At 69.9% G+C, this 25962-nt stretch carries 18 protein-coding genes; 5 read left to right on the forward strand and 13 right to left on the reverse strand.

What is annotated here, in order from left to right:
* The first annotated feature begins 65 nt into the window (after nt 1-65).
* On the forward strand, nt 66-1118 hold the full coding sequence (locus tag ABH920_RS39090; RefSeq protein ID WP_370354349.1) for a VOC family protein: 1053 nt from the start codon (nt 66-68) through the stop codon (nt 1116-1118).
* Nucleotides 1119-1264: 146 nt separating this feature from the next.
* On the opposite strand, the gene ABH920_RS39095 is transcribed toward ABH920_RS39090, so the two are convergent.
* From ABH920_RS39095 to ABH920_RS39105, 3 genes are all read right to left on the reverse strand, one after another.
* The gene (locus ABH920_RS39095) at nt 1265-2764 is read right to left on the reverse strand and encodes a tryptophan 7-halogenase (RefSeq protein ID WP_370354350.1); all 1500 of its coding nucleotides are present in this window, start codon (nt 2762-2764) and stop codon (nt 1265-1267) included.
* 407 nt (nt 2765-3171) lie between these two features.
* Nucleotides 3172-4473, reverse strand: a complete 1302-nt coding sequence (locus ABH920_RS39100) for a sensor histidine kinase (RefSeq protein ID WP_370354351.1) — start codon at nt 4471-4473, stop codon at nt 3172-3174.
* Entirely contained in the window at nt 4470-5132 is a 663-nt protein-coding gene (locus tag ABH920_RS39105; protein ID WP_370354352.1) for a response regulator transcription factor, read from the reverse strand. Before ABH920_RS39105 ends, ABH920_RS39100 begins: the two co-directional genes overlap by 4 nt.
* A 407-nt stretch (nt 5133-5539) precedes the next feature.
* Between ABH920_RS39105 and ABH920_RS39110 the strand changes: the two genes are divergently transcribed.
* The gene (locus tag ABH920_RS39110; protein ID WP_370354353.1) at nt 5540-6832 is read left to right on the forward strand and encodes a cation:proton antiporter; all 1293 of its coding nucleotides are present in this window, start codon (nt 5540-5542) and stop codon (nt 6830-6832) included.
* 29 nt (nt 6833-6861) lie between these two features.
* Here the strand turns inward: ABH920_RS39110 and ABH920_RS39115 are convergent, their stop codons facing one another.
* The gene (locus ABH920_RS39115) at nt 6862-7236 is read right to left on the reverse strand and encodes a DUF2690 domain-containing protein (RefSeq protein ID WP_370354442.1); all 375 of its coding nucleotides are present in this window, start codon (nt 7234-7236) and stop codon (nt 6862-6864) included.
* 175 nt (nt 7237-7411) lie between these two features.
* Between ABH920_RS39115 and ABH920_RS39120 the strand changes: the two genes are divergently transcribed.
* The 3 genes from ABH920_RS39120 (at nt 7412) to ABH920_RS39130 (ending at nt 9385) form a co-directional block, all read left to right on the forward strand.
* The gene (locus tag ABH920_RS39120; protein ID WP_370354354.1) at nt 7412-7777 is read left to right on the forward strand and encodes a hypothetical protein; all 366 of its coding nucleotides are present in this window, start codon (nt 7412-7414) and stop codon (nt 7775-7777) included.
* A 130-nt stretch (nt 7778-7907) separates the two neighbouring features.
* Nucleotides 7908-8927, forward strand: coding sequence for an AraC family transcriptional regulator ligand-binding domain-containing protein (locus ABH920_RS39125; RefSeq protein ID WP_370354355.1), 1020 nt, complete (start codon nt 7908-7910; stop codon nt 8925-8927).
* 239 nt (nt 8928-9166) lie between these two features.
* A complete protein-coding gene (locus tag ABH920_RS39130; RefSeq protein ID WP_370354356.1) occupies nt 9167-9385 on the forward strand; it encodes a hypothetical protein in 219 nt (72 codons plus the stop codon).
* A 92-nt stretch (nt 9386-9477) separates the two neighbouring features.
* On the opposite strand, the gene ABH920_RS39135 is transcribed toward ABH920_RS39130, so the two are convergent.
* From ABH920_RS39135 to ABH920_RS39175, 9 genes are all read right to left on the reverse strand, one after another.
* Nucleotides 9478-9738, reverse strand: a complete 261-nt coding sequence (locus ABH920_RS39135; RefSeq protein ID WP_370354357.1) for a DUF6289 family protein — start codon at nt 9736-9738, stop codon at nt 9478-9480.
* A gap of 203 nt (nt 9739-9941) precedes the next feature.
* A complete protein-coding gene (locus tag ABH920_RS39140; protein ID WP_370354358.1) occupies nt 9942-11957 on the reverse strand; it encodes a glycoside hydrolase family 76 protein in 2016 nt (671 codons plus the stop codon).
* 117 nt (nt 11958-12074) lie between these two features.
* Complete coding sequence (locus tag ABH920_RS39145) at nt 12075-17405, reverse strand: hypothetical protein (RefSeq protein ID WP_370354359.1); 5331 nt, start codon at nt 17403-17405, stop codon at nt 12075-12077.
* Nucleotides 17406-17413: 8 nt separating this feature from the next.
* A complete protein-coding gene (locus ABH920_RS39150; RefSeq protein WP_370354360.1) occupies nt 17414-19336 on the reverse strand; it encodes a CHAT domain-containing protein in 1923 nt (640 codons plus the stop codon).
* Nucleotides 19337-19338: 2 nt separating this feature from the next.
* Nucleotides 19339-19944, reverse strand: coding sequence for a hypothetical protein (locus ABH920_RS39155; RefSeq protein WP_370354361.1), 606 nt, complete (start codon nt 19942-19944; stop codon nt 19339-19341).
* Nucleotides 19937-21253: a hypothetical protein gene (locus tag ABH920_RS39160; protein ID WP_370354362.1), complete on the reverse strand. Its 1317-nt coding sequence runs from the start codon at nt 21251-21253 to the stop codon at nt 19937-19939. Before ABH920_RS39160 ends, ABH920_RS39155 begins: the two co-directional genes overlap by 8 nt.
* Nucleotides 21250-22806 (reverse strand): hypothetical protein, encoded by a 1557-nt coding sequence (locus tag ABH920_RS39165; RefSeq protein WP_370354363.1) that lies wholly within the window; start codon nt 22804-22806, stop codon nt 21250-21252. The genes ABH920_RS39160 and ABH920_RS39165 overlap by 4 nt, the downstream gene beginning before the upstream one ends.
* 6 nt (nt 22807-22812) lie before the next feature.
* Nucleotides 22813-24774 carry a hypothetical protein gene (locus tag ABH920_RS39170; protein ID WP_370354364.1) on the reverse strand — a complete coding sequence of 654 codons (1962 nt, stop codon included), beginning with the start codon at nt 24772-24774 and terminating at the stop codon, nt 22813-22815.
* A gap of 112 nt (nt 24775-24886) precedes the next feature.
* A complete protein-coding gene (locus ABH920_RS39175) occupies nt 24887-25960 on the reverse strand; it encodes a hypothetical protein (RefSeq protein WP_370354365.1) in 1074 nt (357 codons plus the stop codon).
* Between the last annotated feature and the right edge of the window lie 2 nt (nt 25961-25962).

Consider the following 25962-nt stretch of genomic DNA (forward strand, 5'->3'; position numbering starts at 1 on the left):
TCATTTACTTTCGCACTCGCGACCCGAAATCACAGCGATTTCCAATCAGTCGGGGAGGGCTCTTTGTGAATACCCCAGAAACATCGAGGGCAGCGCGGGAATCCATCGAGTACATCGAGATCTACGTCGAGAATCTGGACGCCGCCGTCCGGTCCTGGACGACCGGCTACGGCTTCTCCGTCGTGGGGACGCACGGCTCGGCGGAGCTCGGCTTCCGCAGCGCCGCCCTGCGGCACGGCTCCATCACGCTGGTCCTGACCGAGGGCCTGGCTCCGGAGCACCCGGCGTCGGCCTACGTCCTGGTCCACGGCGACGGCATCGCGGACATCGCCCTGGGCCTGCCGGAGATGCCGACGGCCGCCGACGGCGCCGCGAGCATCCCGGCCTTCGGCGACGTCGTCCACACCCTGATCCAGCGCGACCCCGACGAGGCCGCCGGGCTGCCGCCCGGATTCGTCCCCGTTGCCCCGCAGACCGACACGGACGCATCCGACACCGCTGACGCCGGCGACATCGGGCTCCTGAAGCTCGACCACATCGCGGTCTGCCTCAACACCGACGAACTGGAGCCCGTGGTCGAGTACTACCAGCGGGCCCTGGGCTTCCAGGAGATCTTCGAGGAGCGCATCACCATCGGCGCCCAGGTGATGGAGTCGAAGGTGGTGCAGAGCCGGAGCGGGGCGGTGACGCTGACCCTCCTGGCGCCGGGACGGACCTCGCACCCGGGGCAGATCGACGACTTCCTCAAGGGCCACCAGGGCGCCGGGGTCCAGCACCTCGCCTTCTCCACCGACGACGCGGTCCGCGCCGTCAAGGCCCTGACCGCGCGCGGCGTCACCTTCCTCACCTCGCCCGGCGCGTACTACGACCTGCTGGGCAACCGGATGCAGGTGTCCGGCCACACCGTGGCCGACCTGCGGGCCACCAACCTGCTGGCCGACCAGGACCACGACGGCCAGCTGTTCCAGGTCTTCACCCGGTCGCGGCACCCGCGGCGCACCCTGTTCTTCGAGATCATCGAGCGGCAGGGAGCGCGCACCTTCGGCAGTTCCAACATCAAGGCGCTGTACGAGGCGGTCGAGATGGAGCAGTCGCACGGGGAGATCCCCCGACTCTGACCGGCCGGCCGGCCACGCGATCGGCACAGATGACCGGAACACACACCGGCTCAGACAGACCCCGCACAGACAGATCCCGCACAGACAGATCCCGCACAGACAGACCGCGTCGCGCCCGAGCCCGGGCGCGACGCGGTCGCCGTTCGTCAGACCTGCTCGGGGAACTCCCAGGACATGCCGTCCGCGGACGGCACGAGACCGCCCGGGAACAGCGGCGTGTCCAGCTCGTGGACGTCCTCGCCCAGCTCGCCGAGGATCACCTGGTTCTGCACCTGCGTGCCCTCCTGCATCGCCTGCCGCACCACCGAGGACTTGAACAGCGGCATCATGCTCTCGTCCCGCTCGCCGGCCAGCTCCTCGACGGCGCCGGCGAACTCCGCGGACCGGGCCCGCAGCCGCTCGGCGACCGCCTCCGCGTCGGTCAGCGCGCTCTCCCCGGAGGCGACGCCGCCGACCAGCTCGACGAAGGCCTCCAGCTCGGAGTGGTTCTTCTTGGTGATCTTGCGGGCCTGCCAGAAGTACGAGTCCTCACTCACGTGCATGTCGTAGAACGAGGTCAGGAACTCGTAGAAGACCCCGTACTCGCGCCGGTACCGCGCCTCGAACTCGGTGAAGGCGGCCTCCTCCTTCACCGTCCCGGACAGCACGCTGTTGATGGAGCGCGCCGCCAGCAGGCCGCTGTAGGTGGCCAGGTGCACGCCCGAGGAGAAGACCGGGTCGACGAAGCACGCCGCGTCCCCGATGAGCACCATGCCGGGACGCCAGAAGACCGTGTTGTGGTACGAGTAGTCCTTGCGCACCCGGGTCCGTCCGTACTCCCCGGTGGTGACCTGCGTGGCGTCGGCCAGGTGCTCCTTGATCAGCGGGCACTCGTCGATCAGGCCGGCCAGCGTGCTGGCCGGGTCGCCCTGGACCTTGGCCGCCAGCTCCTGCCGGACCACGGCGCCGACGCTGGTGAGCGTCGGGCTCAGCGGGATGTACCAGAACCAGCCGCTGTCGAAGGCGACGCACAGGATGTTGCCCGCGTTGGGCTCGGGCATCCGCTTGCCGCCCTCGAAGTACCCGAACAGGGCGATGTTGCGGAAGAACTCCGAGTAGTTCCGGGTGCCGCCGACCGCGCGGTAGATCCGGCTGGTGTTGCCCGACGCGTCCACCACGTACTTCGCGGCCACCTCGTGCTCGACGCCGTCGGCATCGGTGTACCGGACGCCGCGCACGGCCTCCTCGTCCTCGATCACCGCCGAGACCGGGCACCGCTCGCGCACCTCCGCGCCGGCCCGGCGGGCGTTGTCGAGCAGGATCTGGTCGAACTTCATCCGCTCGACCTGGTACGCGTAGGACGTCGGACCCGCCATCTTCGGCGAGACGGCGAACGCGAACGTCCAGGGGTCCGGACTGGCGCCCCACTGGAATGTGCCGCCCCGCTTGAGGGTGAATCCGGCTTTCGCAAGCTCATCGCTGGCGCCGATAAGCCGGCACACGCCGTGAATCGTCGACGGCAACAGCGATTCGCCGATCTGATAACGCGGGAATGATTCTTTCTCCAGGATCAGAACCCGGTGTCCCCGCATCGCCACCAACGCGGCCAGGGTCGAACCGCCCGGTCCGCCACCCACGACCACCACGTCGAATTCCTCGGTGCTCATACATCACCTTCTCGCGACCTGAGCCATTGAAGTCATAGTGCTGGGATCTTTACCGCCGACTTGTCGCCGCACCATACTTCGCGGCCGCGGCGAAAAGCCATGAAAGGGCCTGTCGGCGCGGGTGTCCGCGCTCTGTGTTCTCCGGGGTGAATTCCGTCGTTCGCGCAGCCCACAGCGCGCGAACCCGCTTCGGGAGGCTGTGCGGCGCTGTCCCGCCGGCGAGACAGGGTTCTGATTCACTCGGCCGGGTGCGGTTCCCGGGCCGTCGGCGCGGCGCTCTGCTGTGCTGTGCTGTGCTGTGGTGCGCTGCCGGCTGATCGGCTGCCTCGGCCACTCGGCTACTCGACTACTCCGGCTACTTCGGCTACTTCGGCGACTCGGCTACTTCGACTACTCGGCCACTTCGGCTACTCGGCCGCCACGATCACCGGCGGAGGCTCCGAGCCGACGCGCGCCGCGGTCGGCGCCGGGACGGGCCGGAAGCCGATCCGGACGTCGAGTCCGCCCTCCGGGCCGGGGCCGGCGCGGAGTTCGGCGCCGTGCGCGAGCGCGATCGCGGCGACGATCGACAGGCCCACTCCCAGGCCGCTCCGCTCGGAGTGTCCCCGGGTGGTGTCGAGCCGGTGGAAGGGCTCGAAGAGCGCGTCGATCTGGCCGGGTGCGATCTCCGGGCCGGTGTTCACCACCCGAAGCGCCGGCCGGCCGGCTTCCAGGCCGGTCCAGACCGTGATCCGGCCGCCCGGCACGTTGTACCGGACGGCGTTGTCGACCAGGTTGCCGATCAGCCGCTCGATCAGCCCGGCGTCGCCCTCGGTGCGTGCCGCGCCGAAGGAGGCCTCGATCCGGCAGCCCCGGGCGGCGGCCTCGGCGTCGAACGCCTCGACGCACTCCGCGGCCGCCTCGGCGAGGTCCACCTCGACCCGGACGTCAAGCCCGCGCTGGCTGCGGGCCAGGGTCAGCAGCGCTTCGATGAGCCCTTCCAGGTGCTGGTTGCTCACCAGCACGCGCTGGCAGGTGCGGCGCAGGTCCGGGGTGGTCGCGTCGGGGTCGGCCAGCGCGATCTCCAGCAGGCTGCGGCTGAGGGTGAGCGGGGTGCGCAGCTCGTGCGAGGCGTTGGCGACGAACCGGCGCTGCGCCTGGAACGCGTCCTCCAGCCGTTCGAGCAGGCCGTCGAAGGTGTCGGCCAGGCCCTTGATCTCGTCCTGCGGGCCCGGCACGGCGAGCCGCCGGTGCAGGCTGCGTTCCGAGATCTCGCGTGCGGTCAGCGCCATCGTCCGCAGCGGACGCAGCGCGCGGCGAGCCAGCAGCCAGCCCAGGCCCACGGAGATGACCGTCATGCCGGCCAGCGCCGCGCCGGAGGCCACCAGCAGCTTCCGCAGGTCCACCGACCGCTGGAGCGGCCCGCCGATCGGGGCGGGCACCGCGGTGGGCACCGACGTCGGAACCGGAACCGTCCCGAGAACGCCCGACGGCATGATCGGAAGGGTCGGCATGATCGGCACGGTGGGCATGACCGGCACCGTCGGCAGGCCCTGCCGCGCCGCGGACGGCGCGGGCGCGGGCGGCGCGACGGCGAGCAGGTTCAACGGCCGCGCCACCAGGTAGAGGATGAAGAGCAGCAGCGTGCCGCTCACCACGAACAGCGAGCCGTAGAGCAGCGCCAGCCGCAGTTGGAGCGTCCACCGCGGCCGGCGGCGGAAGCCGATCATTCGCCGACCAGCCGATAGCCCGCCTGGGGAACCGTCTCGATGAGCGGCGGGTCGCCGAGCTTGCGGCGCAGCCGGCTGATCGTGACCTTCACCGTGTTCGTGAACGGGTCGGCCGCGGCGTCCCAGGCACGTTCCAGCAGTTCCTCGCCGGACACGGCCCGGCCGCGCGCCGTCAGCAGCAGTTCGAGCACCGCGAGCTCCTTGGGGCTGAGCGGCAGCCGCTGTCCGGCCCGGAACACGACCTGCCGCCCGGGGTCGAAGGTGAGGTTCCCGTGCGCCAGCATCGGCGGCAGCCCGGGCTGGTTGCGCCGCAACAGTGCCCTGATACGCGCCACCAGCTCGGCGAACGCGAACGGCTTGGGCAGGTAGTCGTCCGCGCCGCAGGACAGGCCGTCGACCCGGTCCTCGACCGTCCCGGCGGCGGTCAGCATGAGCACCCGGGCCGGATGGCCCTGCCCCACCAGCGCCCGACACACGTCGTCCCCGTGCAGGCCCGGCAGGTTGCGGTCGAGCACGACCACGTCGTAGCGGGCGCTCGCGGCGATCTCCAGGGCGCTGGGCCCGTCCAGGGCCACGTCGACGGCCAGCCCTTCCCGGCGCAGGCCGGCCGCCACGGTCTCGGCAAGCTCACGGTGATCGTCGACCACCAGGATCCTCATGGCTCCGCGATCCCCTTCCGCGTCGGCGGGCGGCTCCCCGCAAGACTCGGCCGACCGCTGGGAAACCCCGCCGGTTTTATCAGTGTAATGTCTTACCACCGCGCGCACAGCGCTGGGAATCCGAAAGGCACCGGCGTCGGAGTTCCGCCACCCCGGTCAGCAGATCATTTTCCGCGGCCAATCCGCGCCACGTGCGCATTCCGCCGAACCCCGCATCCGGCTGACGGAATCTCTTATCGAAATCCCGCCACCGGGCCCCTCGCCGAATGCCTCGGCTATCGCTCCTCACAGAGCCCTGATGCGACAATGAGCCGCCTTTCTTCGGTGGCGCGCCCCTGACGCGCACGGCACTTCCCGCTCCCTGTCTTCCGCACGGACCGGCGATGCTCCGAAAGGACAGCCTCATCATGACCAGCCGCGATATCACGCTCCTGTTCCTCGACCTGGCGCTCATCCTGGTACTGGCCCGAGCCGCCGGCGCCGCGGCCCGCCGCGTCCGCCAGCCCGCGGTCATCGGCGAGATCCTGGTCGGCATCCTGCTCGGCCCGACCCTGTTCGGCTCCACGCTGGACCGCTGGCTGTTCCCCACCAGCATCCGGCCGCCTCTGAGCGCGCTGGCCGACCTGGGCATCGCCCTGTTCATGTTCATCGTCGGGCTCGAACTGGACCACTCGCTCCTGCGCGGCATGCGCACCACCGCCGCGGGCATCGCGGCGGGGGCGATGATTGTCCCCTTCGCCCTGGCCATACCGCTCGCGCTGTGGATGTCCCACGATCAGCCGCCGGGGCACCGGGCCGGATTCGTCCTCTTCCTGGCCACCGCGATGTCGATCACGGCGTTCCCGGTCCTGGCCCGCATCCTCGCCGACCGCGGCATCCTCCGCACCGCCCTCGGCGGAGTCGCCCTGGCCGGCGCGGCCATCTGCGACCTCGTGGCCTGGACCCTGCTGGCGGTGTCCATCACCATCTCCACGCCGCACGGCGCGGCACCGTGGAAGATCGCCCTGGTGCCGCCGTTCGTCGCCGCCGTGTTCCTGGCGGGACGCCGGGCGCCCCGCACCCCGGCGACACCGGACGCCACGGCGACCGCCGCCGGGACACCCGACGCCCCGCAACCCGCGCCGTCGACGTCGACGCCGACGCCGAGCCCGGCCCTCGTGATCGCGGCGGTCCTCGGCTCAGCCGCCTTCCTGGAATGGACGGGCCTCAACTTCATCTTCGGCGCGTTCCTGATCGGCACGATCGTGCCGCGAGAACAGAGCGCCTCCCTCCGAGCGGCCATCGAGCAGATCAGCACCATGCTGCTGATGCCGGCCTTCTTCATCATCGCCGGCCTGGCCGTCGATCTGTCACACCTGGGCATCAGCGGCGTCGCGACCCTCCTGCTGATCATGGCGGTCGCCGTCGGCGGCAAATTCGCGGGCACCCTGGCCACCGCACGCCTCCTGGGCATCAGCGGCCGCCAGTCCGCCGCGCTGGGAGCACTGATGAACACCCGGGGCCTCACCGAACTGATCGTGCTCACCACCGGCGTCCAACTGGGCATCCTGGACCACCGGACGTATTCGATGATGGTGGTGATGGCCCTCCTCACGACGATCATGACCGGCCCGCTCCTGGATCGGCTGCACCCCCTCCCCCACTTCACCGTGGCCGCCGACGTCGGCGGCCCCGCCCTGCAACCAGGACGAGGCCGATGACCGGCACAAACCAGAACGCAGCCGGGACCCTAGTACCAGCCGGTACAACCAGGCTTCGTAGGCGGGTACTTGAAGTTGTCGACGGCGCACGCCCTCGCCTTCGGGATCCCATTGACCATCGCCGTCCAGGCGCTGGTACCGGCGACGGCGCCGGCCGACTCGTTGTCGCCGTACGAGTTCTCGACCCAGAAGTCCACGCCGAAGTTGTCGCCGGGCGTGGACACCAGCGCCCAGTTGGCGTGGCACCAGTCGGAGTAGCGGAGGCTCAGGGTTGCGTAGCCGCCGCTGACCGGGAGGGAGGCGAGGGAGCGCGCGAAGGAGCCGTCACAGCCCAGGGCGTGGGGGTCACCGGCATCGGCGAGATCGAGGGCTGTCTTCGGGCCAACCGGAGGACAACCGCCGATTTCCCCCTAATACCGCAGCAGTAGCAGCGTCGCACCAACGAAGTAGCCGCGCCCTGTCCAATACCGCCTTCATACGAGTCCTGATTCGCAAAAGCTCAGCTCCCGGGCTGATTCGTGCACACCTCGGCCGTCGATAGCTTCGAGGTGTTCGAAGCCACAACGCTGAGGAGGATTCATGAAGAGAAGCAAGAAGCTCGCCGCCACGCTCACCGCCGTCGCCACCATCGCGCTGCCGGTCGTCGCGGCCGGCACGGCGTCGGCGGGGACCAATGGGCAGCAGGTGGCGGTGTCGACGTGGTACTCCGACGAAGTCAAGATCTGCGGGACCAACCAGAACAACAAGCCGAACGTCTGCACTCCGAAGTTCAGCGTGCCCGGCTCCAGCTACGTCGGCCTCAAGGGCTGGTGGTACAAGGGGTGGGTGACCATCACCGGCTACGACAACGACAACGGCTCGGTCCGGACCGCCAGGTGCTACATCCCGGCGTCCCAGAGCGGCGACTGGGTCTACTGCGACGGCCGCGACAACAAGACCCTGTAGGCGGCCTGCCGGTAGGAACTCGCTAGCAGGACTCTGCCATCGCGCCACCCGCGCAGGGTGCCCCCGGACCTCCCGTACCTCCCCGCATCGAGAGTCCGGGGGCGCCCGACAGCCGGTATGTTGTCAAACCGTGCATGAAGGCACGGTTTCCAACCGACTCGCAGCCGCGGTACTGACAGCGCTCGGCACCGCGGAAGCGGACTCGCGCCGCTTCGCGTGCCTGCCGGATCTCGCGCCGGAGGCGCTGGGCAACGACCTGTGCCGGGTGTCCACGCCGACGATGCTCGCGCTGTGGGAGCAGCTGACGCTGGACGGGCGTGGGACGAGCATCGGCGCGAACGTGGGCATCTCCATCCCCATGGGTGGCCTCGGGGTGTGGGACCACTTGTTCGGCGCAGGCGAAAGCCTGATCGAGTCCCTTCCGCGCGCGCTCGCCTACCTCCCCCTGGCCGGCGACCCCGGGGCCGAGCGCGTCGTCGTCATCCACGACGGCGGGCACTTCACCCTGCAGCACACCAGCCGGCAGGAGATGCCCGACGTCGTCGACGCCATCGAGTTCTTCGCCCTGGCGATCTACCTCGGACGGGTGCGCGGGGCGGCCCGTCGGCCGATCGACCCGGTACGCGTCGCGTTCCGGCATCGGGCGCCGAAGGACGTGCAGGTGCTGCACACCGCGTTCGGCACCCGTGCCATCGACTTCGGCGCCGAGCACACCGCCATCACGTTCCTCGACCGCGACGTCCGCGCGCCCCTGCCGCCCACTCTGCCCGGCCTGGGCCAGATCCTGGAGCAGCACGCCGATCTCACGCTGGCCGCCGCCAAGCCGGTCCTGTGCTGGATCGACGCCTTCCGCGTGGCGCTGGCCGGCGCCGCCGAGCGCGACTCGGTGACGCTGGCCGACGTCGCGGCCCGCCTCGCCCTCAGCACCCGCACCCTGCAACGCCGCCTGGCCGAGAACCAGACGACGTGGCGCGAAGAGCTCGACGCGGTCCGCGCACGCCGAGAACTGCACCTGCTCCAAGACTCCGACCTGACCATCGCCTCGGTGGCCGCCCGAGTCGGCTACAGCGACCTGCGCGCGTACCGCCGCGCGGTCCAGCGCCGACACGGCGACCTGCCTTCGTCACTGCGCAGCATCGAAGCACCCTGACACAAACCCTTGCATCCAACTGCGGGTTCCGGTGGCGCGTTCGGCCTCCAACCTGGCGCCTCCCACCCCTCGTTGGGCGCGGAGCCCGGCCATAGCGTCGGGGAAGCGCATCGCCACAACTTCCCAGGAGTACCTATGTGGAGTCACCACACGCCCCATGCCCAGGTCTTGACCGTTGACGAAAACGAGTAAAGCCTCTTAACTCTCTTCCACCAGCCACAGCGAGAAACGGTGGAAGCATGAACGGTCGGGTCAAGCGTTTGGGTGTCGCCGCTCTGATCGTCGGGACGGTTTCGATCGGCAGCGTTCAGGAAGCCCAGGCCTACACGTCGAAGTACTTCGGGCGATACCCGACGTACCAGCTCTGCGACGCGGCGGGGCAGCGGGTGGGCGGCGTCTACTGGGAATGCATCTACAGCCCGACCACCCACTTCTGGAGCGGGTACTCGTTCAGCTGACGCGCGGGCCGAGCTCCACGGGCCAAGCTCCGCAGGCCGAGCTCCACCACCAGGCGGAGCTCGGCGAACGTCCGTTTCAGCGGCCCAAACCGCTACCGGGTGGCGAACGCCGGCGGTTCGCTGCACTCGGACTGCGTGACCACCTCGTACCCGCTTATGGAGCCCCACTGCGACCGCTGGCCATAGCAGTCCACGTATATCTGGCCGATCACGGTGGTATGGCTGCCGTTCGAGTAGAACGTCATGGTGCAGGCGTAGTCGGCCTTGCAGATTGGCACGGCGTGAGCCGGCGCCGTCGAGAACGCAAAGACGGAGCTGCCCAGGAGTGCGGCGACGGCGAGACGACGGATCAAGGTTTTGCCTCCAGCTCGGAGCGACGGAACGTGCGGGCGAGGGCGATTGTCAGAGTACTGCGATAGCGATGACTCGCCAATGCTCGCGCGGCCGCGTCCGAAGGCACGCCCCGGGCAAGATCACACCGCCGGACTCCCTGCGCACACAACGGTCTCGCCGGAACCGGCGCGTACCGGTTCCGGCGAGACCAGTTCCGTTCCGCCTAATCGGCAGCCGGGCTGGTGCCGGCGGCGAGACCGACGGGAGTCGATCCGGTGTAGCTCCCCGGGCCGACGCCGTAGCGCCACAAGGTGTTGCTGCCGGAGGCGGTGAACACGGTTTGGAAGCCGCCGCCGGGCAGGGCGGTGATGGCCGGGCTTGTCCCCGCGGCGAGACCGACCGGCGTGCCGCCCTCGATGATGCCGGGGCCGTTGCCGTAGAAGTAGAGCTCGTTGGTGCCACCGGCATTGAAGGCAACCTGGATGCTGCCGTTGGTCAGGGTCGTGACGGCGGGGTTCGTCCCGGCGGCCAGGCCGACCGGCGTGGATCCGGTATAGCTTCCGGAGCCGACCCCGTAGCGCCACAAGGTATTGGTCCCCGCAGCGGAGAACACCGTCTGGAAGCCGCCACCGGGCAAGGCCGTGATTGCAGGGCTCGTACCCGCGGCGAGACCGACCAGCGTGCCGCCCTCGGTGATGCCAGGGCCGTTGCCGTAGAAGTAGAGCTCGTTGGTGCCACCGGCGTTGAAGGCGACCTGGATGCTGCCGTTGGTCAGCGTCGTGATCGCGGGATTGGTGCCGGCAGCGAGACCAACAGGCGTCGACCCGGTGTAGCTCCCCGGCCCGGACCCGTAGCGCCACAGGGTATTGGTACCCGCAGCCGAGAACACCGTCTGGAAGCCGCCACCAGGCAGAGCGGTGATGGCCGGGCTCGTCCCTGCGGCAACGCCGAGAGACGTGCCGCCGGTCACGCTTCCCGCGCCGACGCCATAAAGGTAGAGCTGATTCGTGTCGGCATCGTTGATGGCGACTTCATAACCGCCGCCGGCCAGCTCAGCGATGGCGGGGCTGGTCCCGGGCGCGACGGTCACGCCGGCGACGCCGCCATCGATGCCGCCGGGGCCGTTGCCGTAGAGGTAGAGCTCGTTGGTGCCGCCGGCGTTGAAAGCGACCTCATACCGGTTACGCACGTTCACGACCAAGGCCGCCTCGGCGCTGGACTGCGTCCCCGTCGACACGCTCTGGACCGGCCCGGCCCAGCTCAGGCCGAACTGACCACCGCTGCTCGTGTCGTGCGCGACGATCGAGCTTGCCTGTGCCTGCAGGAAGGCGTCGTAGGCGGTGGTCCCGGCCGCGCTCGCGAGCGTACGAAGACCCCTGACATACACGCCCTTGAACGAGGGGCCGTCGGCTCCGCAGTTCGGTTCGCAGGGCTCGACGACGACCCCGTTGTGCGAGAAGTACGCCGTGGAGGCGTTCGCCAGGGTCTCGGCGGTGCCCAGCAGGCCGTTGTTCCCCGTGGCCCGCGCGAGCTCGGACAGCCCGGCCAGCACCACGCCCTGGTTGTACGTCCACTCCGTCTGCCCGTTGTTCTGGCAGGAGCCGTTCAGCCCGTCGTTGATCAGATGCGAGCCGTTGATCATGCCGCTGCCGTTGAACCAGTTCCACTCCGCGTTCGCCCACCCCAGGTACGTGGTGTCGCCGGAGACCCGGTTGTGGAGCGCGGCGGTGAGCTCCAGGAAGAGCTCGTTCGGGATGGCGTTCTTGTACGTCTTCGCAGTGCTCCACCACACCCCGCCGCCACAGGTGGAGTCCCAGTAGCTGTGGATGTACGCGGCATCGGTCTCGGCCATGTGCAGGTAGTCGGCGTCGCCGGTGATGTCGTACGCCTGCACCCAGGCCAGGGCCCACCAGCCGGTGTCGTCCAGGTAGGAGTTCTCGAAGTTCGAGCCCTTATTCGCGGTGAACGCCCCGGAGATCGCATAGTTGTAGCTGGTGTCCCCGGTGATCTGCTGGTACGTCATCACCGTGCTCAACGCGACCGCCGAGGTCCACCAGCCCCCGCCGATGAGCCCCGTGCCGGAGTCGTAACCGTCCATCAGCACCTTGACACCAGCGGCTGCCGCCGTCTGCGGAGCGGCGGCCTGCGCCGGGCCGGCGGTCAGACCGGCACCGAGCCCGGCACTGAGCGCGACTGAGGCGAGGCCGGCAATCAGCCTCTTGATTCTCTTTCCAAGCATCTACGACTCCTGAGATCGTCAGCGGGTGCAGGTGCGGTCCGAGAGGGCGGCCTTGCGCTCGCGGCGCCGTACCGTCAGGCTCGCAGCAGTGCCTAACACCGAACTAACGCAGGCATCTCATCCCCCGACGAACAACCCCGGCTCGAAAATCAGCTGCGGTCGCAGGCCGCTGAACAGCGCCGTGGTCTCGTACGCCAGGGAGCCCGAGGCGCTCGACGTGGTCGCGCGGATCGTGCGGCACGCGGCGGAGGGCGTGGCGTGGCGGGTGAACGCAGCGGCGAGGGCCTTGGGCTGACGACCCGCTCCGGGGCGTTCGAAGCCGGTGGCGATCACCGTGTCGACGCCGCCGAGCGCCAGCAGGCGGTGGGCGAACATGTTGCGTTGTTCCAGCTGCCTGCGGACCTCGTCCGGCGACGAGCTCTTGGGGGCGAGGAGGTCCAGGACCACCAGCGGTGGGACGATGTCCGTGCACGCTTCGACGAGCGAGTCCAGCTCCCGCTCGCTCATGGTGGAGCCATCGCGCGGCACGCCGATCAGCGGCAGGCCCTCGGCCGCTCGGAGCGGTCCGCACAGGTGCAGGATGTCGCAAGGGCGCTTGTCCCCGGGTCCCGCGGCGAAGGCCTCCGCACCGAAGTCGACCTTCACCCGCGCCCGACGCGCGCCCGGCTCGCCGCCCGCCGCCGGCGCTCCCCGGTAGGCCGAGTCGACCTGCCGGACACGCTGTTCGATGACGGAGAGCGCTGACATGCTGCCCCCGACCGCCGGTACCACGACGCGCACTCGCAGCGGCCCGGGGGCGGTGGCGCGCCTCTGGCGGAAGAACTCGACCGCTTCGGCGAACGCGGCGGACTCGATCCGCTCGCGGTCGGGACCTGCGGACGCCCAGCTCAGGCCCAGTTCACCGGCGAAGTCACGAAGCGCCCGTTCGAACCGCTTGCTGGACCTGGCGTCGAAGGCGCTCGGATCGTGCCTCGTGGGCTCGCCGGCATCTCCGTTCCCGGCTCCGGTCCCGGTCCCGGTCGCGGCCCCGGCTTCGTTCCCCTCCCGGACAGACCAGTACGCCGCCATCACCCGTCGCAGAAGCCTGATCCGGTACCGGTCCGGACCGCGCTTGGCTTCGTGCCGCACGACGTCGGAGACACCGGGAGCACGGAACAACGGCCCGCCGCGCAGCTGCAACACCTCCCACGGCTGCGCGGCGAGGGCCGCGGCCGACCAGGAGAAGCCCACCGCCGTCGGGACGTCGCCGCGGGCCGCCAGCTGCTCCTCCAGCGACCGGGACAGCCGCGACCTCGCCACGAGGGCGCCCTCGTCGTCCCACACCAGCGCTTCGGCGGGGATGTCCACCTCCTCCGCCGCGTAACCCGCGGTCGAGATCCGGATACCGCCGCCGGTGTCCCGGACGACGATCTGTCCGGCGTCGGCCGTCCGCGGCCGCCACGGCGCGCGCCGCTGGACGCCCAGCCGGTCCCGGAGCCGTGCGACCTCGTCGCCGAGCTGGTCGGCGTCGACCTCCCGGCCGTCGGCCCGGGCCTGTTTCTCCAGTAAGGCGACCAACCCCACCGAGTACTGCGAGACGTTCGGTGTGCTGTCCGAAAGCTCGCGCGCACGCCGCAGCAGATCCTCGCTCTCCGGTGAGGTCAGGTCCGCGTCATACGCCTCGACCCAAACCGTGAAGGCCGCGGAGACCAGCGCCGGATAGGCGCGAAACTGCAGAGCGAAGTCCTCCAGCTCCAACGGCCGGATCGCCCGGGGGGCTCCGACCCGCCGCACCGCGTCGAGCCCCTGCCACCGGACGAAGTAATGGCGCTCGCCCAGAACGGAGACTGCCTGGTCCCGCATCTTGACCATCGGATCCTTGGCCCCGATGACCCGGTACAGCTCCGCGAGTGTCAAGCGCCGCCACGCGTCGTTCTCGGCGGCCGCCCGCTCGCCGGCCTCCGCCGGCTCCGGCCGTTCGGCCACCGGGAACAGGGTCGAGACCGTGTGCCGCGCCGAGGCCAGCGCGGCTTCACCGAGCTCGAGCGCCCGGCATCGTGCCAACGGCTCCAGCAGCCGGAAACGGCTCGCCGCCGGCTCCTCCCCGAGCTCGTCGAGAAGTCGGTCAAGGGCACGTTCGGCGCGCCCGGCGGCGAGCAGGCTCCCGTAGTCCAGTTCGGCAGCGAGCGCCTTCACCCGCATGCCACGACTGCCATGGGCACCGTCGGCCGCCTCCCACACGGTGTCAAGACACATACTCAGCCGGGCCAGACCGAGCTCTGGATCGAGGGCTTGGGACCGGTGGATCACCGCGGCGCGTACGAGTTCGACATCGACGCGCGCGGCGGCGTCCAGCAGCGTTCCCGGGAGGGGACGGTCCAGCACCTCGCCGGCCTGCGTCAGATCGCCGAACGCGTCCAGGGCGGCGCGCGCCCGCGCGGTCACGATAAGGGCCCGGTGCGTGGGCGACATCGTCAGCCCGGCCAGCGACTCCGCACGGTCCAGGCAGACGTCCACCGCGTCGCGGTCGAGCAGCTGACCGTTGACGTCCGCTTCGAGAAGCGCGGCGTCGAGGCGGACGGCGGCGGGCAGACTCTCGGCGTTCCGGTCGGGCTCCCGCAGCTGCGAGACCGCCTGCAACGGCCGGCGCAGCGCCATGAATGCGCGCGCGGCGACGGTGCCGAGCTCCAGTCCGAGCGGCTGGTATCCCGCGTGTTCCGCCAGGACGTCCAGGACGTCGGCCGGCCGGCCCAGCTGGAGCAGTGCGGACGCGTGCAGCACCCGCAGCAGCGCGGTCGCGGCGGCGTCGGGGCCGTAGGGCCGTTCGGGCACTGCGACGCCCCGCTCGCACCACCGCAGCGCCGCCTCGGCGCGCTCCGCGTCCAGATGCCACGAAGCCGCCTCGGCCGCCACCCACGGCTCGCCCTCCCCGGCCGCCCGGGCCCGCGCGAACGCGTCGGCGTACGCGTCCTCGCCGGGCGCCTCGTCGTCCCAGCCGGCGCGGCGCAGATGGCGTGCCAGTACCAGGAAGGCGTCACGTGTCTGGCTGTCCGTGATCGCGACCCGCTCCACCCAGTCACGGTCGCGCCCGGCCGCCGACTCGGAGTCCTGTAACACACACTCGAGGAATGTGAGGATTTCCCAGTACGGGTTCGACGGCACTTGGTGCCCGTCAGCGACGCACTCCGCGCGCGCCTCCTCTGCCGCTCTCACCGCGTAGGACGCCCGCGCGGGCCAGGCGGCGGCCGGGGTCGGCCGGCTCGAACCGGGGAGCAGACCGACTGTCTGGACATCCGTCCTGGCCAGGTCGACGTACATCTCATAGGCGGCGGCCGGTCCGAGCAGCCCGCGCTCGCTCGCCGCCGCGGCGTCCCCGTCACCGGCCGGCAGCACGCGGAAGCCGAAGTCCGCGAGCACGTTCGCGGTCAGTGCCCGGGCCCAGTCCAGCCGGCCCTGTGCCCGGGCCGTGCCGGTGGCCTGACGCCAGTCGTCGAGTCCCCGGTCCGGATCGAGGTGGACAGCGTGGTAGACCCTTCTCCGCTGCCATTGCGGCCACGTGTCGCCGGGCGAGGCGTCGAACTCGCCCAGCTCGCCGTAGTACGCCACGGCCCGCTCGTGAATGCGGCGGGTCGCGTCGTGGAGCGCGACGTCCGCACTCAGCTCGGCGCGCCGGTCGGCTTCGACGATGGCGTGGCTCCCGCCGTCCACCACCTTGAACCAGGGAAGACCACGGCTGACCACGTTGATCTGTTCCCACAGAGCCACTATCCGCTCGTGGTCCGACGGATCCGGCACCTCCCATTCGGGGTTCCGCGGAAGCTTGGCCTTGCTCGCCCGGTTCATCTGGCAGCGCACCTCGCCGTCCGGCTCGCTGGCCCGGAGCACCGGCAGCATCACCTGGGAGAAGAACTCCCGGTCGAAGATCACGGCCACGCTGCTGTACTGCAGCGCCCAGCGCACCACCAGATCAGGGGTCTGACCGATGATGCGCTCGGCGATATAGGCGATCACCGGCCCCGGAGCCTCGACGATCTCCTTGGCCGCGGCCGCCGTGACGCCCCGCGGCAGGATCGCGGCGTATCCGGTGACGAGGACGGGCAGCCGGTCGCTGCGCTCCGTCACCGCCTGGACCACGGCCGGGTCGTCGATGCCGTGGCGGTGCAGGAGTTCGCGGACCTCCTGTTCCTCGAACCGGACCGCTTCGATGGCGCCCCGGCGGAGGATCTCGGCGTCGGGCAGCAGGTCGCGGAAGTCGTACCGGCAGGCGATCACGACGCGCAGCCTGCCGTGCGTGGCCCGGTGGACACGTTCGAGCATCGCGAACAGGGCTTCGAGCCGCTGCCTGTCCAGACTGCCCAACTGGTACAGGTCGTCGAGGTTGTCCAGGATGAGGACGAAGGGCCCGAGGCTTTCCGTCTCGTCGGCGAACCGGTGCTCCACCTCCGCCGCGTCGACCCCGGTGCCGGTCACGATCGACGCACCGCCGTCCCCAGCCGGGATAAGCAGGTCCCGATAGCGGTCGTACTCGTCGAGGAACCCCTCGAAGCGGCGGTCGTCCAACAGCCTGCCCAACCGGGCCGCGGCCGCGACCAGAAGCAGCCACGGACGTTCGAGCAGTTCGACCGTGCTGGTCGTCGCACCGTCGATCCAGGCGCAGGGGATCGGCAGCGGGCCGTCCAGGTCGGCGGCGACACAGCGCCGGGAGGTGAACCACCGGACGAGGGTCGTCTTTCCGGTGCCGCCGACCCCCTTGAGGCGAACCAGCCACGGCGCGTCCGGGACGTCGCCCAGCACATCGCCGAGCGCCTGCTGGAGCGAGGCGCGCTCGAGATACACGCTCGGCCTGGTCACCCGGAAGTCGTCGGCCCACGCGGCGCGGATCCGGGCCCGGCTACGGCAGCGCTCCCGCTCCGCGACCAGGACGTCGGGCAGCCGCCGCGATCGCGGTGGATCGTCGAGGATGTCGAGCAGGTTCCAGCACTCCGACAGGTCGAAGCGCTGATCCGCGGCCCGGAACAGGCCGACGAACACCGAGTGGGCCCGCTCGCCGTCCGCCAGAAGAAGGTGTCGGAGCTGTTCGTGGCCGGCCTGGCCGGGCCCGTCGAGACCGGCGTAATAGGTGGAAAGAGCCAACGACAGTTCACGCACATAGTCCGGCTCGACGGTCTCTTGCCAATGCTCCCAGAACGCGTCCGCGAGGGTGCCGGTGAGACGGTAACGCGTCGGCGTTCCATCGGCTCCGGCCGACGGCGCGGCCGGTGCGACCAGGAAACGGGTCGCGAGACTCTCGAGAGTGAGGTCGTTGGTCTGCAGAAGCGATGAGAACACGTCCTCGTCGAAGGTCCCGGCGATCGCGCACCGTGCCAGCACGTCCAGGGATGGACCGTCGAGCATCTTGATCACGGCGTCCGCGGTGGCCTGCCGCAATCGAGACCAGCGGTCTGGCTCGGCGTCCCCATCCGAATCCATCTCCCGTGTCACCCCCCTGCGGAATTCTGGAAGGCCGTGAGCCAGGCCAAGAAATTCTCGTGGAGCCAGGGCGCACCGGTGACCTGGCTTTTCTTCAGCAGAAAGGCGCCCAGGTCCGCGTCCCATTCGTACCCATATCTGGCGCACGCCTCACGGTACAAGGACCACAGGTCCTGGAGCGGGTAGCCGTCGACCTTGATGATCGGCACGCCGGGATCCCGCCAGCGGTCGGCCAGCGACTTGGCGGAATCGCCGCCGGTCGGCCGGCAGGAGACGATCACCCGGACCCGGCTCCCGGACCGCGACGCACTGACGGCCACGTTACGGATCTGGACGGCGAAGTCCTCCTGGTTCTCGTCCACGATCTGATCGAAGCTGTCGAGCGCGATCACCATGTCCCGCTCCATCTTGTCGGCGATCAGATCCAGGCAGTGCAGAACGGTCTCGAAGTGTTCGGGAACGGTCAGTGCGGCGGTTTCGGCGAGCTCCGCCCCCTGGCGCCCATGCCGTATCAGTTCCCCGAAATCCGTGTTCGGAAGCTCGGGCGCGAGCTGCCGGAAGGCTTCATCCGCCAGCTGCGCTATGGCGTCTCTCGGCGCGCGCCGCGCCTGGTTTGCGGCGAAGTCGACGTAGACGGCGAGCTGGCCGGTCTGGTGGCAGCTCAGGAGATAGGAGCAGACCAGATGGCTCTTGCCCGCCCCGGGGATCCCCGTCACGCCGGTCAGCGGGTGGTCGTCGAGCAGCTTCCGGTACTCGTCCACCCGGTCGAGCAACGATGTGCGCCACAGGACGTTCACACGGTTCACGTGTTCTCGGCTGTCGGCGAGCATCGCGGAGTAGCCGGGGAGCAGGACGTGGTCCCGCGAGCTGACGATGAAGACCGGGACGGCCCACGCGTGGTCGTCCACCACAACGCGTCGCTTGAGCTCGTGCCGGGCGACGTGCGCCGCGACATCCACGTCCGAGCCGTCGACCAGCTGCGCGTAGAACGTCTGCGCGAATTCTGTCGCCGCGCTGCCCTCGATGCGGGTCTGCATGGCCACGACCGTGCACGCGCGCCGCCCGCTCAGGTCCATGCGCGCCACCATGTCCATGGAATTGCACGTGTTGAGAATGAACAGGCGGGGCCCGTGCGAACTCCCCAGCGCGGGAAACAGCCTGTTGAGTTGGTCCGCGCCCAACGGATAGCGCCCCTGATGTTCATCAGAGCGCACAACCATCGCCGTCTCGTCATCGTACGGCGCGGAGTGGCCGATCAGGTGCACGATGTCCGGAGGGAAGTGGTCTAGTTCTCTCGTGAGATCGCTCCAGGCCGGCACGCGCATGACCTTCACACGCCACAGAGCAGCACGTTTGTTCACGGCGCGATAGACGGCGTCTATCTCGCTCTCTGCGCGAATCCGGTCCTCTTTGTCCGTCTCGCCGACGACGATCAGCACCTTCAAGGGGTGCATGCGGGGCGGAACGTGTGCATCCGGCGAGCCCAACTGCTTCTCTCGCAGGAAGATATGGCCGCGACGGCCGAACACGAACTCGTCGTCGATCCGCGTCAGCTCCCATGGAAGCCTGCTGAGATCCCCTTTGACGTCGAGATAGACCCGGGAGTGCGGCTGTCCGCCTTCCCCCGCACAGCGCGGACAGACGAGGAGCGACCGGGTCGCCTCCGGCACGACTTCGACGAGCAGCTTCCCCAGAATGTCCCCGATCTGCTCAGCGTTTTTGATCCGCAGCTGGCGGGTCCACAGCTGCCCCTGCATCCACTGATCCAGAGTGTGATTCGGAGCACCCGGTGGCGGGAGGCTTGCCGCAAGCAGCAAGCCTCCTGTCGGAGACGGATCGGGTTCGTCGCCGTTGCCCCACTGGTGGACGAAGACCGGGTAGCCGCCGCGGCTCTGATCGAGACCGTCGACCCTGATGCGTGCCGAGTGCATCGCTAGTTCCCGTCACCGGCCTTGCCGGCCAGCGGGAAGTACTCGTCGGCCAGAGCCACCAGGCTCGCGTGGGAAGCCCGCAGCTCTGCCTCGGCGTTCTCGGCGTCGGGATCCCCGGCGGCGTCGTCCTCACCCCGGTACTCATTCCACAAACTCGCTCGCTGCTGGGCCTTCTTCCCGGTGCTCCGAGCAACAGCAGCCATCGCCTCGCCGCCGGCGGCGCGCCGCTCCGCGGCACGGGACTTGCTCCGCTCCTGCTCGGCCTCGTTGTGGGCGTGGTCCGCCGCCGTCGTGGCGCGCGCCACCGAGTCGCGCTGGATCGACGTGCCGAACAGCACTCCGGCGGCGCCGAAGACGATCGCCTGCAGACCACCGAGGAGGCTGTTCATGTGATCCCACTGCGCGTCGGCGCGCTTGATCATCATGAACGCCACCATGCCGAGGTAGAAGACCAGGACGAAGGCTGCCGCGTAGCGGGCTGAGCGGACCGTGTCCGCCGGTTTGCGACCCCCGCCCGCCGCGGCCGAACGCTCCCGAGACGTCGTCCCCTCGGCGGCGGATGCCGTGCTCTCGGTCGGCACCGCTGCTTCCCCTGTGGTGTCAGCCACCGTTCCCCTCCAGTAGCGATCTCTCTGCGTGACTCTTGCGCTCGGGTCCGTTCCGGTGAGGCGAGCGAACCAAGGCAAGACCGATGACGATGGCGACCGCGAGCGCGTCTGCTCCGCCCCAGACCACTGACTCCGACAGGAACGGCGCTGGGAATCCCTCCGCCGGACCCGGCAGCAGGCCGACGAAAGCGAGCACGCACTGCGCGGCCAGGAACGCGGTGAGCCCTCTCGCCCACACGGCGGCCCAACGGTTCTCGATGCCGCGCGCGATCCACCACAACAGGCCGACGATGACGGCGAACGCCACGGCGAGCCCGAAGAGCAGCCCGACGACGATGCCCGTGCCCAGTGGCACCAGCTGCCGCACCGCTGACCCCGGTGAGGCGTCGGCCAGGTGCGCCAATCGAAGGCGCACGGTCGCCGAGGGATCCGTCCCCAGGAAGGGCTCACGTGCGCTCGCGAAGTCGTGGGATGCCGTTCCCCAGACCAGAATCCAGCCGACGCAGACGACGACCGTGCCGACCAGAAGCGGCCAAGAGCCCTCCGCTACAGGTCGGGACTCCTTGAACTCCGCAGCGCGCCAAGCCGTGACCCCGCCGACGAGCATCGCCACGGACGCCAGGTCGCGGGTGAAGGCGAAGGCCAGGACCCAGACGGCCGGCGCCAGTGCCAAGCGCGCCGACGCGCTGATGGCCAACCGGCCGATGCGCGGGGTGCTGAGGAGGCGCGCCAGCCAGCCGAGCAGGACGACGTACAGGAACGGCTCGGCCCAGTTCGTGGCGGACGTGGTGCTGCCGGGCCCGGCGAGATGTCCGGTGGGACGCGCCGCGATCTCCGCCCCGATGAGCACCGGCAGTGGCAGCGCCAGCACTATGGCGGCGGCTTTGGACTTCCCGGCGCGGGTCGCGCTGCCGACAGCGGACGTCACCGAGGCCGCCACGAGGGTCGTGATCAGACCGAGCGCCACGACGACCTGCTGGGCGGCCGCGTGGGCCTCGGTCCCGCCGAGCGCCATCCGGGACAGGATCCCGAAGGTCGCCAGAACGGCAGCGACGCTGAGCACGCCGAGGGGCGCGAGCATCCGGTAGTCCGCGGACCTCGCGGAGGCGAAGCACTGGAGCAGGCAGTACACGCACATCACGAGGTAGAGCGCGCAAAGAACGCTGGAGGTCGGGCCGCTGGTGACGTGGTTCCCGCTGAGCTCGACCACCGTGGCCACGACGAGTGCCGTCGCCGCCAGGCCCACGGTGACGACGCCGGCCATCGCGAGCTCGCGGACCGTGGCGGGCGACAGATCCGGAGAGCTCACCGCGGGCTGCCCAGAATCAGGGTCAGGGCGGCGAGGACCATCGCGAACGCCATCACGTAGGCATAGATGACAAGAGTCAGGCCCCGGTCCGGGCCGGATTGTTCGTCGACTGATGGCGCGGTGAGCGGCGGCATGGGTTTCCGGCGGGCTTCGGGGGGTTCGACCGTTGGCACGTGAACGACTGGCGACTCGGGCGGACGCGTTGTGCCGACCGCGCTGGTGATGGGACCGGAACTGGAATGCTGCTGGTCAGACGATGAGCGCTGGTAGCTACGGTCGGCACCGACCGGCGGAACCGTTGGGGCCGGCGATGTCGGGCCGAGCGCCGGAGGTGCCGCCGTCGCCATACCGGACGGCTCCTTGTTGTCACCTGCCGGGGTGGGCTGCTTCTGATCTTCTTCTGCCGGGTCCGGACTCCGGTGCCCTGTCGCCGGGTCAGCAGAGCCCGAGTCAAGGTCCTGGTTTGGGCCGAGGTCCGAGTCCGAGCCCGAGCCCGAGTCCAGATCCTGGTCTGGACCGAGGCCCGAGCTCAGGTCCTGGTCCTGGTCCTGGTCTGGGCCGAGGTCCGAGTCCGAGTCCGGGTCCGGGTCCGGGTCCAGGTTCAGGTCCAGGTCCTCGTGCCGGTCCTCTTCCCGGTCCGCGACGGGGTCCACCCGCCGGTCCGGCGGTCCTACTTGCGGCACCACCGGAGAATGGGTCGGTACGCCCCACCTGGTCAGATGACCGCGGATCGTCTCCTGATGGCCTTCGATTCTGTGGTCGAGGACCGCCGCCACGCCGTCCGAGCCGTCGCGCCGGTAGTAGTCGGCGAGGACCGAGGCGATTTCGGACATCGGGCTCTGATCGGGCTCCGGGACATCCAGATCGATCAGCCGGCGCCGGATCTCGTAGCCGGTCTTCGCCTGCTCTTCGGAGATGAAACACAACCGTGGAAGGCTCTTCTGTGACTCGTCGTACCTCGTCTCGTGCACGGAGAAGCCCTTGCGAAGCGATGCGGGCGCCTGGTTCGCGACCTCGATCAGCAGGTCCCTGCGAAGCTCCGGACGCGCTTTGACGACCAGGTTCTGATCGTGGCAGACCAGCTCGACGATCAGCCGCCGCATCGCGGGCGTCGAAGTGACCTGCCAAGAACGCTTGGTCTCCTCGACCCGTCCCCGGAACTCCGTGTCGGTCAGCTCAGGCAGTTTTCCCCCCTCCGCTTCGCCCAGCCACGGCCAGTCCCACATCGCGACAGCCGCGTCCGGAGTCAGGACGTTGCAGGGGGCGATGAGGATATGTGCGCGCGATGTCAGCCGTTGGAGCGGCGCCGTCTCCCGATAGGCGAGCATCGCCCATTGGTGATCCGTGCCGAACCGCCGGTAGAAGAGGTTCCCGCCGTTGGGCAGGTCCGGGCTGGCTGCGACATGGCTGCCCAGGTAGAGGGCTCCGACCAAGATGTCGAGCTCTTCATCCGGCATGGTGTACCTGACGGGGACGACGCCCTTGCCAGGCCGGTGTTCGTAGACGATCTGCTGGATGAGGCTCTCGGCCTCGGTGATCCCGTCACCCGGCATGGCCGTCTACCTCCCGATCCGTTCGGCGCCCGGCGTGGTGATGACCCCGGCCATGGCCAAGATCGCGGCCAGCGGCTCCAGCACGCGGCGCGGCCTGAGCCCCCGGGGGTACCGCCGATCCGTGTCGCCGGCCTTGGACCCGGTCGCGGAGAGGAAGTGCAGCGTGCACCGCGCGCTCCTGTCGACCGGCCCCAGCCAGGGTTCCGCGCCCTGCTGGAAGAGGTAGGAGTACACGTCCCGGCTCTCCTCCCGAGCCAGATCGGGGTCCAGCGGACCCGATCCCCCGCGGCCCAGCCATTTGCCGACGACCGGGTCGAAGCGCAGCTCGTCGGCCTTGGCCACGACCACCGCCGCGGTGATGGCCTCCAGTCCCTGCTCCCGGCGGATCGGGGTGATCCGGTCGAGCACCCCGGCGTAGGTCTCGTCGGCCTCCGGGCGGCCGGCATTGATCCGGTTGCGCTCGATATGCCGGGGATCGACGACGAAGATGAGCGCCTCGACGGCCAGCAGGAACCGTGCGTCCTTGCCCTTCGGCTCCTTGAGGCTCTCGCCTCCGACGTCGAAGAAGACGACGGGCCGCCATTCGTCTCCGCGGCCGATGCGGAAGGCGGCGACGAACTCGACCCCGGCCTCGGTCGCCTTGGTGGCGTCCAGCGCCACGGAGTCCTCGAACAGCGGGTCGATGTGGCTCCGCTTGAACGCCCGGTGCTTCGCCCGGTCGAGGATCTCCACGTCGAGCCGGTGTTGCGCCAGGCCGTCCCGCGTGAGCTCGTGGACCATCGCCGCCAGAAGCGTCGACTTACCGGTGTCCGCCGTGCCGACGAAGCCGATCACCAACGGCTTTCCGAGGCGTACGTAGTCGACGGGGAGGTAGTGCGCCTCGGGGAAGTCACCCGACGGGTTCGTGCATTTGACCTCGCCGTCGACGAGGGCTTCGGCGCGTTTGAGCGGGTTGCCGATCTCGTCCAGGTCCACCGTGGCCTCGCCCGGCCCGTTGCGGTCGACCACCACTGTGCGCCGATCCCAGACGAACTCGTCGAGGCACGTGGGGCACCGCACCAGGGAATCATCGGTGCCCGCGGGCGGGGTAGACGGACCGTTGGTCATGGGTACATCCCATTTCTGGAGCAGATGTCGAATGGTTCGCGCATCCGGGCCGAGCCTGGTGTCCAGGGCCGCCAGGACCGCGGTCCGACCGCCGGAAGTGAAAGCGTTCACCAGGACGCCGGACACACTCGCCGACAGATCCGGGTCGGACTCGGCCCGGTCCAAATCGATCAGCCGGCGCCGGATCTCGAAGCCGGACGGCGGCTGCTCTTCGGTGACGAAACACAACCGTGGAAGGTCGCGCTGGGATTCGTCATAGCGGGTCTCGTGGACCGAGAATCCGTCGAGGAGAGCGGGAGCCTGCTGCGCGACCGCCGCCAGAAGATCCCTGCGCATCCTCGGGTGCGCCTTGACCGCCAACGGCTGCTGGTGGCACACCAGCTCCACGAGCAGACGGTGCGTGGCCGGCGTGAGCGCGGGCTGCCAGGACGCCGTGACCGCGCTCGCCGTCCGCCGGAAAGCGTCGAAGGTCACCTCCGGAAGCGGCTGCTCACCGCCCGGTCCCGTCGCAGCACTCCCCATCGACCAGGGCCACTGCCACATCGTCAGGGCCGCGTCGGGGGTCAGCACGGTGCTGGGGCCGATCAGCACGTGGGCTCGGGAGGTGAACCGCTGCGCGGCCTCGCTCTGCCGGAAGATGAGGAGCGCCCAGCGGTCGTCCGACCCGAACCGTCGGAAGTACAGGTTCCCCTCCGTCGGCAGATCGCGATCGGCATGGATGTGACGCGACAGGTGCAAGCGCTGTTCCAGCCGGTCGAGGTCGGCCTCGGGCACGGTGTATCGAACCGGCGCGACGCCGCGTCTGGCTGTGTGCTCGTACACGATCTGGAAGAAGCAGTCGCCCGCCAAAGGTCCCCCCACCACAGCTACCTCCGGCCCATCCGTGCACCGCACACTCTGACCGGGTCGGAGGTGGACGACGCGGCAATCGGCGCGGCTACCGGCGCGGCGACCGACGCGCGCCCGTGCCGATTCACGACCCCTCCCTTCGCGACCACCAGTGCCGGGGGCGCTTCGCCGCCGGTGCCGTGACCACCGGCTTGCCGGGCACGGTGGCGCCGGTGCCGTTGCCGATACCAGCGCCGGTGCCAATGCCGGAAAGCCGGTCGCCGGCCGGGGGGAAACGCACGTCGAAGCGGCGGCCGCCCTCCGCGAACAGCTCGTCCGCGGCCGTCGCCGTCCGGTTCGGCTCGGGCCACGGGTCCGGGTATCCGATGCTGTGCAGCACCGCGGCGGCCGTCGGCCGCTTCTCGATGGACGGCGAGAGGATCCGGGACAGCTGGGCGGCCAGACGGGAACTCTGCAGCGCGGGCTCCGCCACCGGGTCGTCCCCCGGCCCCAGCCGGCGGCCGGTGGCGGAGTAGAAGGCGAGTGCGCCGGCGCTCCACACATCGACCCGGGGATCGGAGGAGGCGGCGTCCTGTTCGTGCAGCCAGGCGGCGCGCACCGCCTGGACGTGCTTGGTCCCGGACAGCACCGCGCTGCTGAAGTCGACGGCCTGGACCTGGAGGGTCTCCTTGTCCCAGAGCACTGTGTCCGGTCCGATCGCGCGATGCGTGACGCCCATGGCCGCCAGCAAGCCCAGCGCCTTGAACACCCCGGTCTCGAAGACTCGCTGCTCGCGCAGAAGGAGCCGGCCCACGAACCGGCTGACCGGCTGACCGCGATAGGGCAGGTACAGAACGAACGGCTCTTCGGCGTCGACGTCGTAGCCGACCAGTCGGGAGAGCTCGGCCGGATACGGCCGGCCGGCGGCCGCGCAGCCGCGCACCAGGTGCAGGCCGATCGAGATCTCGCGGTCGAGCGCGTCGTAGGGGGCCCAGTCCACGTTCCGCGCGGTGGACGGCACCACGCGCTTCTGGAGCAGTCCGGTCGCTCCGTCCGCGTCGACGCCGGCCCAGCGCGCGGCCAGACGGAGCCGGCGCACCCGGACCGGCGATCCCGGCGGCCACGGCTCGTCGGCCTCCCAGGCCGCGTCAAGGCTCTGCGTCCGCCCTTCGGCGTCGGTGAACTCCACAGGGCCCGACGCGGACCCGGTCGCGGTCATGC

It is taken from the genome of Catenulispora sp. EB89 (assembly GCF_041261445.1).
Taxonomy (GTDB): Bacteria; Actinomycetota; Actinomycetes; order Streptomycetales; family Catenulisporaceae; genus Catenulispora.